Here is an 18,904-nt window from a genome sequence, read left to right on the forward strand (position 1 = left end):
TCATGATCACCGTAACGCTTTCTCAAATTGCTGAAATCACAGGTGGTGAATTGGTTGGCAATGACGTTGCCATCGAATCTGTTTCTACTGATACTCGCACAATCGACCTAGGGGCACTATTTGTTGCTTTAGTCGGTGAGCGTTTTGATGCTCATGATTTCTGTGAACAAGCCGTAGAGTCTGGTGCTGGGGCACTATTGGTGCAAAAAACACTTAATGTGAATGTGCCTCAAGTTGTTGTTGCTGATAGTAAGATAGCATTGGGCGAAGTTGCTGCGTGGGTTCACCAATCATGTCAAACACCAACGGTTGCGATCACCGGAAGTTGTGGAAAAACCACAGTAAAAGAGATGGTCGCAAGCATCTTACAATTGAAAGGTCAGGTGTTATTTACTGCGGGTAACTTTAATAATGACATCGGCGTTCCGCTGACACTATTACGTTCGCAAAAAAACGATGACTACGCTGTGATTGAGCTTGGAGCAAACCACATTGGTGAGATTGCTTATACTACTCAATTAGTTAAACCCGATATGGCCCTTGTTAACAACGTAGCTGCAGCACACCTTGAAGGCTTTGGTTCGATTGATGGAGTGAAGCAAGCAAAAGGAGAGATCTACCAAGGGCTTTCCGCTGGTGGCGTCGCGATTGTGAACTTAGACAGTCATGGTGAAGCTAAGTGGGAGGGGGTTCTCGCTGATAAGAAGGTGATTACTTTCTCACAAAGCAACACAAACGCTGACTTTTATGCGACAAATATCGTGATGAACGCCGCAGGTGAAGCAAGCTTTGACTTACATATCGCCGCAGGTTCACAAGAAATTGAACTGTCTCTGGGTATTATTGGTCAACACAACGTGTCTAACGCAATTGCCGCTTCTATCATTGCACTACAAATGGGAGCGACCTTAGAAGAGGTTCGAGCTGGTCTTAAGCATCTTAATAAGGTTAAAGGTCGTGTCGAAGTGGAAGAGCTGAGCGACAAGATCAAACTGATTGACGACAGCTACAACGCAAGCGTTCCCGCAATGAAGGCTGCTGTTGATTTGCTAGCGGCATTTCAAGGACAACGTTGGTTGATTTTAGGCAATATGGCGGAGTTGGGTGAGGAAAGTCTTGCACTTCATCGTCAAGTCGGGGAACATGCTGCCCCACAAAAATTTGAACATGTTCTCACGTATGGTGCAGATGCAAGGGTTATTAGCGAACTCTGCGACGGCATCCATTTTGAGACACATCAAGAGATGATTGACTACATCAAGCAGCATCTAGACCAAGCGGCTCCTGAGCATCACACGATGTTGGTGAAAGGGGCGAACGGTGCACGTATGTTTGAAGTCGCTGCTGCTTTGAAGGAGTATTATTAATGATTATTTGGCTTGCCGAGCTGCTACAGCCATACCTATCTTTTTTCCGATTGTTTGAATACCTCTCTTTTCGAGCAATCCTCAGCGTATTAACCGCTTTAGGTTTATCCCTATGGATGGGACCTATCATGATCAAGCGTCTACAGATGCTACAAATTGGTCAGGTTGTTCGTAACGAAGGTCCAGAATCCCACTTTAGCAAGCGTGGTACCCCAACGATGGGCGGTATCATGATTTTGGCAGCTATTTCTATCACCATTCTTTTGTGGACTGATTTATCAAACCCTTACGTATGGGCAGTACTAACCGTGTTGTTAGGTTATGGTGCGATTGGCTTTGTCGACGATTATCGTAAGGTCGTTCGTAAGAACACTGATGGTTTGATTGCTCGTTGGAAGTACTTCTGGCAGTCGTTGATTGCATTTGTTGTGGCGTTTGCGTTGTACGCTTATGGCAAAGACACAGCCGCTACTCAACTTGTCGTACCGTTCTTCAAAGACATCATGCCGCAACTTGGTTTCATGTACATTATCCTCACTTACTTTGTGATTGTGGGTACCAGTAATGCGGTAAACCTAACCGATGGTCTGGATGGCTTGGCAATTATGCCGACCGTTTTAGTTGCAGCCGGCTTTGCCGTGATTGCGTGGGCGACGGGTAACGTTAACTTCTCAGAATACCTCCACATTCCATATCTACCACACGCATCTGAGTTGGTAGTTGTATGTACGGCAATTGTTGGTGCGGGTCTTGGTTTCTTGTGGTTCAACACATACCCAGCGCAAGTGTTTATGGGTGATGTTGGTTCACTTGCTCTTGGTGGTGCGCTTGGTACGATCGCAGTACTTGTTCGTCAAGAGTTGGTATTGGTGATCATGGGTGGTGTGTTTGTAATGGAAACACTGTCGGTAATCCTACAGGTAGGTTCGTACAAGCTACGTGGTCAACGTATTTTCCGTATGGCACCGATTCACCATCACTACGAATTGAAAGGTTGGCCAGAGCCTCGCGTAATCGTGCGTTTCTGGATTATTTCTATGGTTCTTGTTCTGATTGGTCTAGCGACACTGAAAGTGCGTTAATCGCACTTTCCAAGAATAAGACAAATTGCGTGAGCAAATATGGAACGTTGGCAAAACATACATAAGGTTGTTGTTGTAGGGCTCGGTATTACCGGGCTCTCTGTCGTTAAACACCTAACAAAAACACAACCGCAACTAGCGGTCAAAGTCATTGATACGCGTACTAACCCTCCTGGGGCTGAACGCTTGCCTGAGCAAGTCGAATTGCACAGTGGCGGGTGGAATACTGAGTGGCTTGCAGAAGCTGACTTAGTGGTGACTAATCCCGGCATTGCTCTGGCGACACCAGAAATTCAAGTCATCCTTGCGAAAGGGACGCCAGTTGTTGGCGATATTGAACTCTTCGCTTGGGCTGCCGATAAACCTGTTATTGCGATTACTGGCTCTAACGGTAAAAGCACAGTAACGGACTTAACTGGTGTCATGGCGAAAGCCGCAGGTCTAACAGTAGGTGTCGGTGGCAATATCGGTGTTCCTGCTCTTGATTTGCTAGAGCAAGATGCAGATTTGTATGTCCTTGAATTGTCCAGCTTCCAATTAGAAACTACGTCGAGCTTAAAACTCAAAGCCGCTGCGTTTCTAAACCTTTCTGAAGACCACATGGATCGTTATGACGGCATGGCGGATTATCGACAAGCTAAATTGCGTATTTTCAACCATGCAGAACTGGCAGTTGTAAATCGAGATGACCAAGAGACCTTCCCTGATATTGATATGCCGTTAGTGACATTCGGGAACGATGAGCAAGCTTACGGTCTTGAATTGGATGGCAATCGTACTTGGTTGCTCGATCATGGTCAGCGTGTCATTGCTAGTGATGAGCTAAAGCTGGTTGGTAAGCACAATTTAGCCAATGCTCTAGTCGTACTTGCACTGCTTAAAGCGGCAGGTGTGGATTATCACAAATCATTGAATGCACTTAAAACTTACACGGGTTTGACACATCGATGCCAAGTGGTTGCGGATAATCGTGGCGTAAAATGGGTGAATGACTCAAAAGCGACCAATATTGCGAGCACTATGGCAGCGCTTTCTGGTTTAGAGTCGACGGGCAAACTGTACTTGCTCGTTGGTGGTGTTGGTAAAGGTGCGGATTTCACTCCACTAAAACCGATCTTCGCGACACTGAACCTGCAACTTTGCTGTTTTGGCGCTGATGGCGATGAATTTATGCCACTGCACGAATCAGCAACTCGTTTCGACACCATGGAAGATGTGATTCAACAGATATCTTCGCAGTTAAAAACGGGTGATATGGTGATGCTGTCTCCGGCATGTGCTAGCTTTGATCAATTCGACAACTTTATGGCAAGAGGTGACGCATTCGCAGCTCTTGCCGAGAAATACGCATAATTAAAGGTCACACACTTCGTGGGTTTAGGTAACGTTAAACGCAGCATTGGTATTTGGCTTAAGCATCCTGCACCTGAGGCGCTTTTTGATCGTCAGCTTGTATGGATTGCGTTGGGTTTGATGTTAACGGGGTTGGTGATGGTGACATCAGCATCATTTCCAATCAGCTCTCGTTTGACGGATCAGCCATTTCATTTCATGTTCCGTCATGCAACCTTTCTTGTACTCGCGATAGGTGTCTCTTCCGTAATTCTGCAAGTGCCATTAGAGCAGTGGTTTAAGAGAAGTCATTATCTTCTTTGGCTCTCTTTTGGGTTACTGATTGTTGTACTACTCGCGGGTAAGTCGGTGAATGGTGCATCGCGTTGGATTCCTCTCGGTCTGTTTAACTTGCAGCCTGCCGAAGTCGCCAAGCTCTCGCTATTTGTCTTCATGTCTGGTTATTTAGTACGTAAGCAAGATGAGGTCCGTCAGACTTTCTTTGGCGGATTTATGAAGCCAATCATGGTATTTGCCTTCTTCGCAGTATTGCTCTTGGGGCAGCCCGATTTAGGTACTGTGGTTGTAATGTTGGTGACCTTGTTTGGCATGTTGTTCATTGCAGGGGCGAAGCTGACACAGTTTTTGGCTCTAATGATTGCCGGTATTGCGGCTGTCGTTGGCTTGATTTTGGTCGAGCCATACCGTATTCGTCGTGTCACTTCGTTCTTAGACCCTTGGGAAGACCCATTCGGTAGCGGTTATCAGCTAACGCAATCTTTAATGGCATTTGGTCGTGGTGAGTGGTTTGGTCAAGGTCTTGGTAACTCAATCCAAAAACTTGAATACCTACCTGAAGCGCACACTGACTTCGTGTTTGCGGTACTGGCTGAAGAGCTGGGTTTTGTTGGTGTCGTGTTAGTGCTAATGCTGATTTTCAGTTTGGTGCTTAAAGCGGTTTACATTGGCAAAAGAGCATTCGAAGAAGGCGAAATGTTTGGTGGTTACCTCGCATTTGGTATTGGTATTTGGTTTGCCTTCCAGACGTTGGTTAACGTCGGCGCTGCTGCCGGTATCGTTCCAACCAAAGGTCTTACTCTTCCACTGATCAGTTATGGTGGTTCGAGTCTTATTATTATGTCCGTGGCGGTGTCTATCTTGCTGCGTATCGATCATGAATGCCGCTTAAAGCACGGCAAGAAAGAATCAGAACAACAAGTCGATGAAGAAAAATAAACGTTTGATGGTGATGGCTGGTGGTACTGGCGGTCACGTATTCCCTGGTCTAGCGGTAGCTAAGCAGCTACAAGAGCAAGGCTGGGAAATTCGCTGGTTGGGTACCGCGGATAGAATGGAAGCTGATTTGGTGCCAAAACACGGTATCGAAATCGACTTTATCAAAGTAAAAGGTCTACGAGGTCAAGGCGTTAAGCGTCTTCTTGCGGCACCATTTCAGATTATTAATGCCATCATGCAAGCTCGCACTCATATGAAGCGCTGGCAACCCGATGCTGTGCTGGGCATGGGCGGCTATGTCAGTGGTCCCGGTGGTATTGCGGCTTGGGTGAGCGGAATCCCTGTTGTATTGCACGAGCAAAATGCAGTAGCAGGTTTAACGAACCAATGGTTATCAAAAATCGCTAAGAAGGTTTTTCAAGCTTTCCCGGGCGCTTTTCCAAATGCCGAAGTGGTTGGTAACCCAGTTCGTGAAGACGTGACTCAATTAACCGCGCCAACCGAACGCATGCAAGAACGCCAAGGCCCTATTCGCATTCTGGTTATGGGTGGCAGCCAAGGCGCACGCATTCTTAACCAAACTCTGCCAGAAGTGATGGCGAAATTGGGTCAAGATTACATTATTCGCCATCAAGCGGGCAAAGGCGCAGCGGAAGAAGTCAACGCAGCATACCAAGCCAATGGCGTGGTGAATGCAGAGGTAACAGAGTTTATCGATGATGTGGCGCAAGCTTATGCGTGGGCAGACTTACTGGTTTGTCGCTCAGGCGCGCTAACGGTATCTGAAGTGTCTGCTGCTGGTGTGGGTGCTATCTTCGTTCCGTTTATGCATAAAGACCGTCAGCAAGCATTAAATGCAGACCACTTAGTGGATTGCGGTGCAGCGAAAATGATTGAACAACCAGATTTAACCGTTGAGTCACTGACTCAGCAGATCCAACAATTGGATCGACATGCTTTACTTACAATGGCAGAGCAAGCGCGTGGCGCTGCAAAATTGAATGCGGACCGAGTTGTCGCACAAGCCATTGTCGCTTTGACCGAAAAGCGTTAACGAATTATTGAGAATAGAATTGATGACTATCCAACATACACAAGACTTAGCTCAGATTCGCGCAATGGTGCCAGAGATGCGCCGCGTGAAATCCATCCACTTCATCGGTATTGGTGGTGCGGGCATGAGCGGCATTGCAGAAGTGCTGTTGAACGAAGGCTACCAAATCACAGGCTCTGATTTATCAGAGAACCCAGTGACAGAGCGTTTAGTATCAAAAGGTGCGACGGTATTTATCGGTCACCAAGCAAGTAATGTTGAAAAAGCCAGTGTTGTTGTGGTTTCAACCGCGATCAACGAAGAAAACCCAGAAGTGATGGCAGCACGTGAGTTGCGTATCCCTATCGTGCGTCGAGCAGAGATGCTTGCTGAATTAATGCGCTTCCGTCACGGGATTGCTGTTGCGGGTACACACGGTAAAACGACGACGACTGCTCTAGTTACGCAAATCTATTCTGAAGCAGGTCTTGACCCAACGTTTGTTAACGGTGGTTTAGTTAAGAGTGCAGGTACAAATGCACGCTTAGGTTCGAGCCGAATTCTGATTGCAGAAGCAGATGAAAGTGATGCTTCATTTTTGCACCTACAACCTATGGTAAGCATCGTGACGAACATCGAAGCTGACCACATGGATACTTACGGTGGCGATTTCGAAACGTTGAAGCAGACATTCATCGATTTTCTTCACAACTTGCCGTTTTATGGTCAAGCTATTGTCTGTATTGACGATCCAGTCATTCGTGAGCTTATTCCACGTATTAGTCGCCAAGTGATAACTTACGGCTTCTCTGAAGACGCTGATGTGCGCATAGAGAATTACCATCAAGAAGGTCAACAGGGCAAGTTCACTGTGGTTCGCGAAGGTCATGCAAACCTGGATATCACGCTGAACATCCCTGGTCGCCATAACGCATTGAACGCATCTGCAGCGATTGCGGTTGCTACAGAAGACGACATCAGTGATGAAGCGATCTTAAAAGCAATGGCGGGTACACAAGGTACAGGTCGTCGATTTGATCATTTAGGCGAGTTCGATACTGGTAATGGTCATGCAATGCTTGTCGATGACTATGGTCATCACCCAACAGAAGTGGACGTGACGATTAACGCAGCACGCAGTGGCTGGCAGGATAAACGTCTCGTCATGATTTTCCAGCCTCATCGTTATAGCCGTACCCGTGACTTATACGATGACTTTGCGAATGTGCTGGAGCAAGTGGATGTTCTGATCATGTTGGATGTATACGCTGCGGGCGAAAAACCGATTGCCGGCGCGGATGGACGTGCTTTATGCCGCACTATTCGTAGTCGCGGAAAGGTCGATCCAATTTTTGTCCCAGAAATCGAGCAATTACCTTCAGTTTTGGCTAACGTTATACAAGATGGCGACCTGATTTTGACTCAAGGCGCAGGTGATGTTGGTAAAGTTGCCAAGCAGCTTGCTGCTCTTGAATTGAATATAAATAAGATGCTTGGCTAACAATAGGGACGGGCGCAAAGTGCAGAGAAAGACCTAGATCTCGATTTTGCGTCAAGAACGTTGTGATTTATCACTATCAGTGTTTGATAGTTTACAAGAGCTCAGTATAATCCCAAGGTTAAAGTCAATGCTTTTGCCAATGTGTACTAACACGGTGAAAAGTACAGGACAAAAGTCAGGAAACGAAGACGTTGTTGAATATTGCACTGAATGAAGAGCGACTTAACACGGACAATAACCGTGGTCGTCAAGATAAAATCTTGGGTGCGCTATTTTTCTTTGTTGTGGTGACCTTAATTAGTTCTGTTTTGTACTCAGCGATCAGTTGGATGTGGGATGACCAAAGGTTACCTCTCTCCAAAATTGTACTTCAGGGAAAACTGGAGTATGTCACAGCAGACGATGTGCAAGCAGCGTTTGGGCAAATTGATCATATTGGCACCTTTATGTCTCAAGACATTGATGTGTTGCAGCAAAGTGTCGAAGCCCTTCCATGGGTCGCGCATGCTGCGATTCGTAAGCAATGGCCAGACACGGTAAAAGTATTTTTGACAGAACATCAACCCGTTGCCATCTGGAATGGCAATGAGCTGTTAGATGCTAATGGCTTAGTATTTAATGGTGATGTTGGCCTGCTAAAGGAAGAAAAAGTTAAGTTATATGGTCCCAATGAGACTGGACCGGAAGTTTTGCAAACCTATCGCGATCTCCGTCCTAAGTTCCAAACGTTGGGGCTGGCTATTTCGTCATTAGTGTTAAACGAACGACGAGCTTGGCAGATCATCCTTGATAACGGTATTCGACTAGAGCTCGGTAAAGAGTCTCTGGATGAGCGGATAGAGCGCTTCTTTTTGCTTTATAACAAGCTCGGCAGTGACACTCAAAGAATCAGTTATATCGATCTTAGGTACGATACGGGAGCCGCAGTTGGTTGGTTCCCTGAACATGAGTTAGAACAAGAGAGTACGAATGACTAAGGCCGCTGATGACAACATTATTGTTGGTCTTGATATAGGCACTGCAACCGTATCAGCTCTAGTGGGTGAGATTCTACCGGATGGCCAAATAAATATTATTGGTGCGGGTAGCAGCCCTTCACGTGGCATGGATAAAGGCGGCGTGAATGATTTGGAGTCGGTTGTAAAATCAGTACAACGCGCAATTGATCAAGCTGAGTTGATGGCGGAATGCCAAATCAGCCGAGTATTTATTTCGTTGTCTGGTAAGCATATCGCAAGCCGAATTGAAAAAGGCATGGGCACCATATCTGATGAGGAAGTGTCTCAGGAAGATATGGATCGCGCTATCCATACTGCAAAATCGATTAAAATCGGTGATGAACAGCGAATCCTTCATGTGATTCCACAAGAGTTCACCATCGACTACCAAGAGGGCATTAAAAACCCACTTGGTTTATCAGGAGTGAGAATGGAAGTCAGTGTCCATTTGATCTCATGCCATAATGATATGGCACGCAATATTATTAAGGCTGTAGAACGTTGTGGTCTTAAAGTAGAGCAACTTGTGTTTTCTGGGCTTGCTGCAAGTAATGCAGTGATCACCGAGGATGAAAGAGAGCTTGGGGTTTGTGTGGTTGATATCGGTGCCGGCACGATGGACATTTCTATCTGGACCGGCGGTGCGTTACGTCACACTGAAGTATTTTCTTACGCAGGAAATGCAGTAACTAGCGATATTGCTTTTGCTTTTGGTACGCCAGTGAGCGATGCTGAAGAAATAAAAGTCAAATATGGCTGTGCCTTGAGCGAACTAGTCAGTAAGGATGACACGGTTAACGTTCCTAGCGTAGGTGGTCGACCTTCACGTAGTCTGCAACGTCAGACGTTGTCAGAAGTGATTGAACCACGATACTCTGAGCTTATGGGACTGGTTAACCAAACTATCGACTCTGTACAAGCGAAATTGCGCGAAGAGGGCATTAAGCACCATCTCGCTGCGGGTGTAGTTCTTACCGGCGGTGCTGCGCAAATCGAAGGAGTGGTAGAATGTGCGGAACGCGTATTCCGCAACCAAGTAAGGGTTGGCAAACCGCTTGAAGTCAGCGGGTTAACTGACTATGTAAAAGAGCCGTACCATTCTACGGCAGTTGGATTACTTCATTACGCAAGAGACATGCAGTCTAGCGACGATAGCGATTATAATGAACCTAAGCGCTCATCTGTTACTGGCTTTTTCGGTAAATTGCGTAATTGGATACAAAAAGAGTTTTAACCTGAGTTGCAGGATAAACGGAGACAACACATGTTTGAACCGATGATGGAAATGTCTGACGATGCAGTAATCAAGGTCGTTGGAGTTGGTGGCGGCGGTGGTAACGCCGTTGAACACATGGTGCGTGAATCCATCGAAGGTGTGGAATTCATCAGCGTCAACACTGATGCGCAAGCACTTCGTAAGACAAGCGTTGGCAATGTCATTCAGATTGGTGGTGATATCACTAAAGGTCTGGGTGCAGGTGCGAATCCACAGGTCGGCCGTGAGGCAGCTCTCGAAGACAGAGATAGAATTAAAGATTCCCTAACTGGTGCCGATATGGTGTTTATCGCAGCAGGTATGGGTGGCGGTACAGGTACTGGTGCAGCACCTGTTATTGCTGAAGTAGCTAAAGAGCTTGGCATTCTTACTGTTGCGGTAGTAACAAAACCGTTCAGCTTTGAAGGCAAAAAGCGTTTGGCATTTGCTGAGCAAGGTATCGATGAGCTGTCTAAGCATGTTGACTCTTTGATCACAATTCCAAACGAAAAGCTACTTAAAGTACTTGGTCGTGGTGTAACGCTATTAGAAGCTTTCGCAAGTGCGAACGACGTTCTTAAGAACGCTGTTCAAGGTATTGCGGAGCTAATTACTCGCCCTGGCATGATCAACGTCGACTTTGCAGACGTACGTACTGTAATGTCTGAAATGGGTCACGCAATGATGGGTAGCGGTATCGCGAAAGGCGAAGATCGTGCAGAAGAGGCAGCGGAAATGGCAATTTCTAGCCCACTTCTAGAAGACATCGATCTAGCTGGTGCTCGTGGTGTTCTTGTTAACATCACTGCAGGTCTGGATATGCGTCTTGATGAGTTTGAGACTGTTGGTAACACAGTGAAAGCATTTGCTTCTGACAATGCAACCGTAGTTATCGGTACTTCTCTAGACCCAGATATGACGGATGAAATCCGCGTAACAGTTGTTGCGACAGGTATCGGCAACGAGAAAAAACCAGACATTACGCTAGTTGCTGGTGGCAAAGCGAAAGTAGCACCAACTGCTACTCCGCAAGCTCAACCACAACAGCAAGCTGCGGCACCACAAGCTGAAGAGAAACCGGCACAGACTTTGCAAACTACTCCAGTGCAAGAGAAGCCACAGGTAACTCCTCAGCCGACAAACACAGTTTCTTCTTCTCCAGCTTCTGCGGGTCAGAGTTCTGCCGCTCCTAAGCAAGAGAAGGAAAGTGGTTATTTAGATATCCCGGCATTTTTGCGTCGTCAGGCTGATTAATCTTTAACCCATAAATTTGACATAGCTCAAGATTATGGTAGCATTCACGGTCGACGTTACAGACGACCGTGTTTTGTAGCATATTTTAGAGAGGCAAGCAGATGATCAGACAACGTACTCTGAAAGAAATAGTGAAAACAACTGGTGTGGGTCTCCACTCTGGTCGTAAAGTCACACTTACTCTGCGCCCAGCTGCTGCAAACACAGGTATCATTTACCGTCGTACAGATGTAAACCCACCTGTAGATTTTCCAGCTGACCCAGCGTCTGTTCGAGACACTATGCTATGTACAGCATTGGTGAACGATGAAGGCGTGCGCATTTCAACTGTAGAACACTTGAATGCAGCACTTGCTGGTATGGGTATCGACAATATTATTGTCGAAGTAGACGCTCCTGAAATTCCAATTATGGATGGCAGTGCAAGCCCGTTTGTATACCTGCTACAGCAAGCTGGTGTTGAAACGCAAAATGCACCTAAGCGTTTTATTCGTATTAAGAAACCAGTTCGTTTTGAAGATGGCGATAAGTGGGCAGAGTTTGTTCCATTTAATGGCTTCCGTATGGACTTCGAAATCGACTTTAACCACCCTGCGATTGAATCAGACGAGCAACGTCTTCTGTTTGATTTCTCATCTCAAGGTTTCGTTCGTGAAATTTCTCGCGCACGTACGTTTGGTTTCATGCGTGATATTGAATACTTACAATCTCAGAACTTAGTTCTTGGTGGTAGTTTCGATAATGCAATTGTACTGGATGATTACCGTATTCTTAACGAAGAAGGTCTACGCTTTGATAATGAGTTTGTTACTCACAAAGTACTAGATGCTATTGGTGACCTTTACATGTGTGGTCATGCCATTATCGGTGAGTTCCGTGCTTTCAAATCAGGTCACGGTCTAAACAACCAACTTCTACGTGCAGTTCTTGCGGATCAAGAAGCATGGGAATGGACAACATTCGAAGAAGAAGTGGGTTCACCAGTTGCTTTTGCAGAACCAAACATGGTTTTAGCGTAATAAACAGCGCAAACAGATTAAAAAAGCCAGGCAATGCCTGGCTTTTTAGTATCTGAATGTTGAGTCTATATTTTCTGACGTACGCTTTGTTTGACATAGGCTTTTGGCAGCATGTGAAGCGATCTGCAAATGATCGTTCAACGATCTTCTGTGAAGATATTACTTTCAATGAATACAGATGTCCTGTAAATGTCTATTAGAAATGGCAATGGCAATGGCGAATAGTGAAACATTGCCGCTTTTTACCGCTTGGCAAGACGTTGCCGATCCTTTTCTTACCATTATGATCTTTTAACATTGAACGCCAAACTTAGGATCCTTTTTAAGTGAAGGCAATAAAATTATGATCTTACATAGGTAAAATCTAATTTTGTTGAGATATGGGTATTCAAAAGCAGCTTTCTACTGGGCGATGGTTTACATTATTGCCTTTATCTTCAGCTCATAGCGACGATTTGAACTTAGCCACTAGAGGCTGATTCTTCTAAAGAATGGCTTATAAAATACCGACTTTGCGCTTTGATGAGGGGGTAATAGTGGCTAATACATCATAAGTTTGTCTAAAAACTTACGAGTGCTTCAAACAAATACGTCTATTTATGGTTGTATCGACGAAAAATCCTTACACTAAGCCACATTGATTCAAAATTTAGCCTTGAAATATGGATGTTTGAACTCAATATCTTTGATAAATGATTTATCTCAGTATTCTTAGTTCCAAACTGGCAGAGACTGAAGGCATTACGAGTAGATCGGGAACGGTCTGATTAAAGAGAGATTCACGAAAAATGATAACTAAGCTACTGACAAAAGTAATTGGCAGTCGCAACGACCGAACACTGCGCCGCCTTAGAAAAATTGTAAAAGAGATTAATAACTACGAACCAACGTTCGAAGCACTTTCTGATGAAGAGCTAAAAGCGAAAACTGTTGAGTTCCGTGAGCGCCTAGAGCAAGGTGAGACTCTTGATAAGCTACTTCCAGAAGCTTTTGCTACGGTTCGTGAAGCATCTAAGCGTGTTTACGGTATGCGTCACTTCGACGTTCAGCTTATCGGTGGTATGGTACTGAACGGCGGTCAAATTGCGGAAATGCGCACTGGTGAAGGTAAAACTTTAACTGCAACCCTTCCTGCTTACCTAAACGCACTTCCAGGTAAAGGTGTACACGTAGTCACAGTGAACGACTACCTAGCAACACGTGATGCTGAGACTAACCGTCCACTATTTGAATTCTTAGGTATGACAGTTGGCGTGAACGTGCCAAACATGCCTCCTCAAGCGAAAAAAGAAGCTTACCAAGCTGATATCCTTTACGGTACAAACAACGAGTTTGGCTTTGACTACCTACGTGACAACATGGCTTTCCGCAATGAAGACCGTGTTCAACGTGAACGCTTTTTCGCAGTTGTCGATGAAGTGGACTCAATCCTTATCGATGAAGCTCGTACTCCTCTGATCATCTCTGGTCCAGCAGAAGATAGCTCGGATCTATACACTCGTATTAACCTGCTTATTCCAAATCTTCAAAAGCAAGATAAAGAAGACTCTGAAGAATACCGCGGCGACGGTCACTACACGGTTGATGAGAAATCTAAACAAGTTCACTTAACGGAAACGGGTCAAGAATTCGTTGAAGAACTAATGGTGAAAAATGGTCTGATGGAAGAGGGCGATACACTTTACTCTCCAACTAACATCAGCCTACTACACCACGTTAATGCAGCGCTTCGTGCACACGTATTGTTTGAACGCAATGTAGATTACATCGTCAATGATGACGGCGAAGTTGTGATCGTCGATGAACATACCGGTCGTACAATGCCGGGTCGTCGTTGGTCTGAAGGTCTTCATCAAGCGGTTGAAGCGAAAGAAGGCGTTAAGATTCAAAACGAAAACCAAACGCTGGCATCGATCACCTTCCAGAACTACTTCCGCCTATACGAAAAACTGTCAGGTATGACAGGTACAGCGGATACAGAAGCATTCGAATTCCAATCGATTTACGGTCTAGAGACAGTGGTTATCCCAACCAACAAACCTATGATCCGTAACGATATGCCAGACGTAGTTTACCGTACTGAAGCTGAGAAATTCGCTGCAATTATCGAAGACATCAAAGAGCGCGTAGAGAAAGGTCAACCATCTCTAGTAGGTACGGTTTCTATCGAGAAATCAGAGCTACTCTCTAACGCACTTAAGAAAGCTAAGATTAAACACAATGTACTGAACGCTAAGTTCCACGAACGCGAAGCAGAGATCGTTGCAGAAGCGGGTACACCTGGTGCGGTAACGATCGCGACTAACATGGCTGGTCGTGGTACGGATATCGTGTTGGGTGGTAGCTGGCAAGCGAAAGTCGAAGCGCTTCAAGATCCAACCAAAGAACAGATCGATGCTATCAAAGCTGAGTGGAAACAAGTTCACGATCAAGTACTAGAATCAGGTGGTCTGCACATCATTGGTACTGAGCGTCATGAATCTCGTCGTATCGATAACCAGTTACGTGGTCGTTCAGGTCGTCAAGGTGACGCAGGTTCATCTCGTTTCTACCTATCGATGGAAGATTCACTACTACGTATCTTCACTTCAGATCGTATGGCTAGCCTTATCCAAAGCGGTATGGAAGAAGGTGAGGCGATTGAATCTAAGATGTTGTCTCGTTCAATCGAAAAAGCACAACGTAAAGTGGAAGGTCGTAACTTCGACATCCGTAAACAGCTTCTTGAATACGATGATGTAGCAAACGATCAGCGTAAAGTAGTTTACGAATTACGTGATGAGCTAATGAGCGTTGACGACATTAGCGATATGATCGAACAAAACCGTGAAGATGTTGTTACTGCGATCATCGATGAATACATTCCACCACAATCTCTAGAAGATATGTGGGATGTGGAAGGTCTTCAAGAGCGCTTGAAAGCGGACTTCGATCTAGATGCGCCTATTAAGCAATGGCTTGAAGAAGACGACAAGCTATACGAAGAAGCGTTGCGTGAGAAGATCATCAACCTAGCAGTTGAAGTCTACAAAGCGAAAGAAGAAGTAGTCGGTGCGCAAGTACTTCGCAACTTCGAGAAGTCAGTTATGCTTCAAACGCTAGACACGCTTTGGAAAGAGCATCTAGCGGCAATGGATCACCTACGTCAAGGTATTCACCTACGTGGTTATGCGCAGAAGAACCCGAAACAAGAGTACAAGCGTGAGTCGTTTGAACTGTTTGAAGGTCTACTAGAAGCGCTTAAGACGGATGTGATTACCGTGCTATCTCGCGTACGTGTTCAACAACAAGAAGAAGTTGAGCGTATGGAAGAGCAACGTCGCGCGCAAGCTGAAGAAGCAGCTCGTCGTGCCCAAGCTCAACACGCAGCAGCACAAAACCCACTAACTGAAGGCGAAGAGTCTGAAGAAACGTCTAACCAACCAATGGTTCGTGAAGAGCGTAAAGTGGGTCGTAATGAGCCTTGTCCATGTGGCAGTGGTAAAAAGTACAAACAGTGCCACGGGAAAATTGACTAATACAGTCCGAAAATATTGATAAAGAGTCGCTTAGGCGGCTCTTTTTGTATTGATATACCCAAGTAACCTCGAGATGCTTGGTTCAGCGAGAATGACTTGGTTTGAAGGCGAGGCAACAATTTGAAGATCTAGTGGTTCTAAATCGAAAATTGTTAACGAAGCATGCGAACCAAGGCAACTCGCCCTTCGGGAGCGTGTCACTGAAGCAACTTCATCGTCAAACAACTTGGAAATAGCGTGCTATTCCGCTTCGTTGTTTTCCTTGAACTTGAATCAGTGACGACGCTCTGAATCTAGCATCTTGAAGTCACTTGGGTATAGATCTAGGAACGAATCTAATGAAAAGAATTCATATTGTTGCGGCAATCATCTTTAACCAAGATAAATCGCAAATCTTCATCACTAAACGTCCAGATGACAAACACAAAGGAGGATTCTGGGAGTTCCCTGGTGGCAAAGTAGAGCAAGGTGAAAGTGTTGAGCAAGCGATGATTCGTGAGCTGGAAGAAGAGATTGGTATCACAGTGACAGAGCAATCCCTATTTGAACACTTGGAATATGACTATCCAGAAAAGTCTTTGAAGTTTGATTTCATGACAGTATCTCAGTTCGATAACCAACCTTATGGTCGCGAAGGTCAAGAAGGACGTTGGGTTGATGTTGCTGCATTACTTGATTACACCTTCCCAGAGGCAAACGTACCGATTCTAGAGCGAGTGATTAAAGAGTTTTCTTAACTCGCTGCGAACTGTCTTGTGGTTAACACGGGATATTGTTAGTTTAAAAAGATTCGGCGAAACGAAAGAGGACGAGGCAAGCCTCGTTTATCCAGAGAAGGAGAGAAAGCGCAATGGTTCGTATTGCAATTGCAGGAGCTGCTGGCCGCATGGGTCGCAACCTAGTTAAAGCATCGCATTTAAACTCAGAGGCATCCGTGACTGCGGGATCTGAACGTCCAGAGTCTTCGCTAGTTGGCGTTGATGTTGGTGAGTTGTGCGGTGAAGGTAAGTTTGATGTCTTTCTGACGGATGATTTAGCAAAAGAGGTCGACAACTTCGATGTTGTTATCGACTTTACGGCTCCAGTGAGCACGCTAGCGAATCTAGAGCTTTGCAAACAACATGGCAAGAGTATCGTCATTGGCACGACTGGCTTTAGCGAAGAAGAGCGTGAATTGATCGATGCTGCTGCGAAGCAAGTGCCAGTTGTGATGGCTCCTAACTATTCAGTCGGCGTGAACCTTGTCTTTAAGCTTCTCGAGAAAGCGGCCAAAGTGATGGGGGATTACTGTGATATTGAGATTGTTGAAGCGCATCACCGCCACAAAGTTGATGCTCCGTCTGGTACCGCGATTGGTATGGGGGAAGCGATCGCAGGAGCGATGGGCAATAAGCTAAGCGATGTTGCCGTTTACGCTCGTGAAGGTATTACGGGTGAGCGAACAAAAGATGAAATTGGTTTTGCTACGATCCGTGCTGGGGATATTGTAGGTGAACATACGGCTATGTTTGCTGACATTGGTGAACGCGTTGAGATTACTCATAAAGCGACCGACCGAATGACCTTTGCTAATGGGGCGGTAAAAGCCGCAGTTTGGTTGCATGCTAAGCCAGCAGGTTTTTATACCATGACTGATGTTCTCGGGCTTAATGAACTGTAAATACATAATTATTCGCCGGCGTAAGCCGGCTTTTTTGTTTTTGGAGGAAATTATGTAAACAAAATGGTTCCATAAGGTCGCAAGATTTCTCATGGTTTTATTATTATTTTGTGTGCTTGGTGTGTAAAAATAGCTGTAAGCTCTAAAAGTTGTAGTTGAATTTGCAGGATGAACGTTTGCGCAAAAATCTCACAAAATTTTGTGATCTTCAATAAGCTCAAATTTGTAAAATTCACAAAAAAGTCATGGTAAGTGATCTGTAGATAGCTAAAACTTACTTTTTTAGGGCTTTTTCTGTTGAAACGTCATTACTCGCTAGAAAGTACCAATTTATTTTTCAATGTGTGTTGACAGTTTCAAAGTCCGTCTTTAGAATACCGCCAATTTGTCAAAAATACCTGTTTATGTAAATTATCAAGGTAAAGGAAGGCAAATTTGCAGCTTAATTTATTTTTTATGCATTTTTATTCTGGAGGTTGTCTTGGGTAAATTAGCACTGTTAGTCCTAGAAGATGGGACAGTGTTCCGCGGTGTTTCCATTGGAGCAGATGGTATTTCCGTTGGTGAAGTTGTTTTTAATACCTCGATGACGGGGTACCAAGAAATTCTCACTGATCCTTCCTATTCTCAACAAATCGTTACTCTTACTTATCCTCACATTGGCAATACCGGAACCAATTCCGAAGACGAAGAATCTTCTTCAATCCACGCACAAGGCCTTGTGATTCGCGATCTCCCTCTTATCGCTTCTAACTTCCGTAATGAACAATCCCTTTCTGATTACCTCAAGTCGCAAAACATCGTCGGCATTGCAGACATCGACACGCGTAAGCTAACTCGTATCCTGCGTGAAAAAGGTGCTCAAAACGGTTGTATCGTAGCTGGCTCTTCTATAAACGGAGAGAATCTAGACGAAGCTTTGGCACTAGCGAAAGCAAAAGAATTCCCTGGTTTGAAAGGAATGGATCTTGCGAAAGAGGTTACAACAAAAGAAGCGTATCAATGGAAACAAGGTTCGTGGACGCTTGAGGGTGGACTTCCAGAAGCGAAAGACGACAGCGAATTGCCATATCACGTTGTTGCCTACGACTTCGGCGCAAAACGTAACATCCTGCGCATGTTGGTTGACCGAGGCTGCCGCCTAACGGTTGTTCCTGCTGAAACTTCAGCAGAAGAAGTTCTGGCTCTAAACCCAGATGGCGTTTTCCTATCAAACGGTCCTGGTGACCCAGAACCATGTACTTACGCGATTGAAGCGACAAAAGTATTCCTAGAAAAAGACCTGCCAATCTTTGGTATCTGTCTAGGTCACCAAATCCTTGCGCTAGCATCGGGTGCACAAACAGTGAAAATGAAGTTTGGTCACCACGGCGCAAACCACCCAGTAAAAGATTTGGAGCGTAATGTTGTAATGATTACGTCGCAGAACCACGGTTTTGCAGCAGACGAAGCAACACTACCTGAAAATCTACGTGCTACTCACGTATCGCTATTTGATGGCTCTCTACAAGGTATTCACCGTACAGACAAGCCAGCATTTAGCTTCCAAGGTCACCCTGAAGCGAGCCCAGGTCCACACGACGCGGCACCGCTATTTGACCACTTTATCGAACTAATCAAAAAACACAGCGCTTAATTCGGAGTAGTAG

The 18,904-nt window shown here is 45.3% G+C and carries 14 protein-coding genes; all 14 read left to right on the forward strand.

The window, feature by feature from the left end; translation table 11 throughout:
• The first annotated feature begins 2 nt into the window (after positions 1 to 2).
• The 14 genes from AACR11_RS22120 (at position 3) to carA (ending at position 18,891) form a co-directional block, all read left to right on the forward strand.
• Positions 3 to 1,367: a UDP-N-acetylmuramoyl-tripeptide--D-alanyl-D-alanine ligase gene (locus tag AACR11_RS22120; protein ID WP_005447788.1), complete on the forward strand. Its 1,365-nt coding sequence runs from the start codon at positions 3 to 5 to the stop codon at positions 1,365 to 1,367.
• The gene (gene mraY, locus AACR11_RS22125) at positions 1,367 to 2,449 is read left to right on the forward strand and encodes a phospho-N-acetylmuramoyl-pentapeptide-transferase (protein ID WP_005447790.1); all 1,083 of its coding nucleotides are present in this window, start codon (positions 1,367 to 1,369) and stop codon (positions 2,447 to 2,449) included. Before AACR11_RS22120 ends, mraY begins: the two co-directional genes overlap by 1 nt.
• Before the next feature lie 39 nt (positions 2,450 to 2,488).
• Positions 2,489 to 3,802 carry a UDP-N-acetylmuramoyl-L-alanine--D-glutamate ligase gene (murD, locus tag AACR11_RS22130; RefSeq protein WP_017190079.1) on the forward strand — a complete coding sequence of 438 codons (1,314 nt, stop codon included), beginning with the start codon at positions 2,489 to 2,491 and terminating at the stop codon, positions 3,800 to 3,802.
• Positions 3,803 to 3,820: 18 nt separating this feature from the next.
• The gene (gene ftsW, locus AACR11_RS22135) at positions 3,821 to 5,017 is read left to right on the forward strand and encodes a cell division protein FtsW (protein ID WP_009697607.1); all 1,197 of its coding nucleotides are present in this window, start codon (positions 3,821 to 3,823) and stop codon (positions 5,015 to 5,017) included.
• Entirely contained in the window at positions 5,004 to 6,071 is a 1,068-nt protein-coding gene (murG, locus tag AACR11_RS22140; protein ID WP_029788783.1) for an undecaprenyldiphospho-muramoylpentapeptide beta-N-acetylglucosaminyltransferase, read from the forward strand. The genes ftsW and murG overlap by 14 nt, the downstream gene beginning before the upstream one ends.
• A 22-nt stretch (positions 6,072 to 6,093) precedes the next feature.
• Positions 6,094 to 7,551, forward strand: coding sequence for a UDP-N-acetylmuramate--L-alanine ligase (murC, locus tag AACR11_RS22145; RefSeq protein WP_029788782.1), 1,458 nt, complete (start codon positions 6,094 to 6,096; stop codon positions 7,549 to 7,551).
• 191 nt (positions 7,552 to 7,742) lie between these two features.
• The gene (locus tag AACR11_RS22150; RefSeq protein ID WP_009697609.1) at positions 7,743 to 8,528 is read left to right on the forward strand and encodes a cell division protein FtsQ/DivIB; all 786 of its coding nucleotides are present in this window, start codon (positions 7,743 to 7,745) and stop codon (positions 8,526 to 8,528) included.
• Positions 8,521 to 9,783 carry a cell division protein FtsA gene (gene ftsA, locus AACR11_RS22155; RefSeq protein WP_005447800.1) on the forward strand — a complete coding sequence of 421 codons (1,263 nt, stop codon included), beginning with the start codon at positions 8,521 to 8,523 and terminating at the stop codon, positions 9,781 to 9,783. The genes AACR11_RS22150 and ftsA overlap by 8 nt, the downstream gene beginning before the upstream one ends.
• A gap of 30 nt (positions 9,784 to 9,813) precedes the next feature.
• A complete protein-coding gene (ftsZ, locus tag AACR11_RS22160) occupies positions 9,814 to 11,058 on the forward strand; it encodes a cell division protein FtsZ (protein ID WP_009697610.1) in 1,245 nt (414 codons plus the stop codon).
• Positions 11,059 to 11,159: 101 nt separating this feature from the next.
• A complete protein-coding gene (gene lpxC, locus AACR11_RS22165) occupies positions 11,160 to 12,077 on the forward strand; it encodes a UDP-3-O-acyl-N-acetylglucosamine deacetylase (RefSeq protein WP_005447804.1) in 918 nt (305 codons plus the stop codon).
• Between the two features lie 788 nt (positions 12,078 to 12,865).
• Positions 12,866 to 15,595 (forward strand): preprotein translocase subunit SecA, encoded by a 2,730-nt coding sequence (gene secA / locus AACR11_RS22170; RefSeq protein ID WP_009697611.1) that lies wholly within the window; start codon positions 12,866 to 12,868, stop codon positions 15,593 to 15,595.
• Between the two features lie 338 nt (positions 15,596 to 15,933).
• Positions 15,934 to 16,332, forward strand: a complete 399-nt coding sequence (gene mutT, locus AACR11_RS22175; protein WP_009697612.1) for an 8-oxo-dGTP diphosphatase MutT — start codon at positions 15,934 to 15,936, stop codon at positions 16,330 to 16,332.
• A 113-nt stretch (positions 16,333 to 16,445) separates the two neighbouring features.
• On the forward strand, positions 16,446 to 17,255 hold the full coding sequence (dapB, locus tag AACR11_RS22180) for a 4-hydroxy-tetrahydrodipicolinate reductase (protein ID WP_009702641.1): 810 nt from the start codon (positions 16,446 to 16,448) through the stop codon (positions 17,253 to 17,255).
• A 481-nt stretch (positions 17,256 to 17,736) separates the two neighbouring features.
• Positions 17,737 to 18,891, forward strand: coding sequence for a glutamine-hydrolyzing carbamoyl-phosphate synthase small subunit (carA, locus tag AACR11_RS22185; RefSeq protein ID WP_026000315.1), 1,155 nt, complete (start codon positions 17,737 to 17,739; stop codon positions 18,889 to 18,891).
• Positions 18,892 to 18,904: the final 13 nt, after the last annotated feature.

This window comes from Vibrio sp. L85 (assembly GCF_963871815.1).
In the GTDB taxonomy this organism is placed as follows: Bacteria; Pseudomonadota; Gammaproteobacteria; order Enterobacterales; family Vibrionaceae; genus Vibrio; species Vibrio harveyi.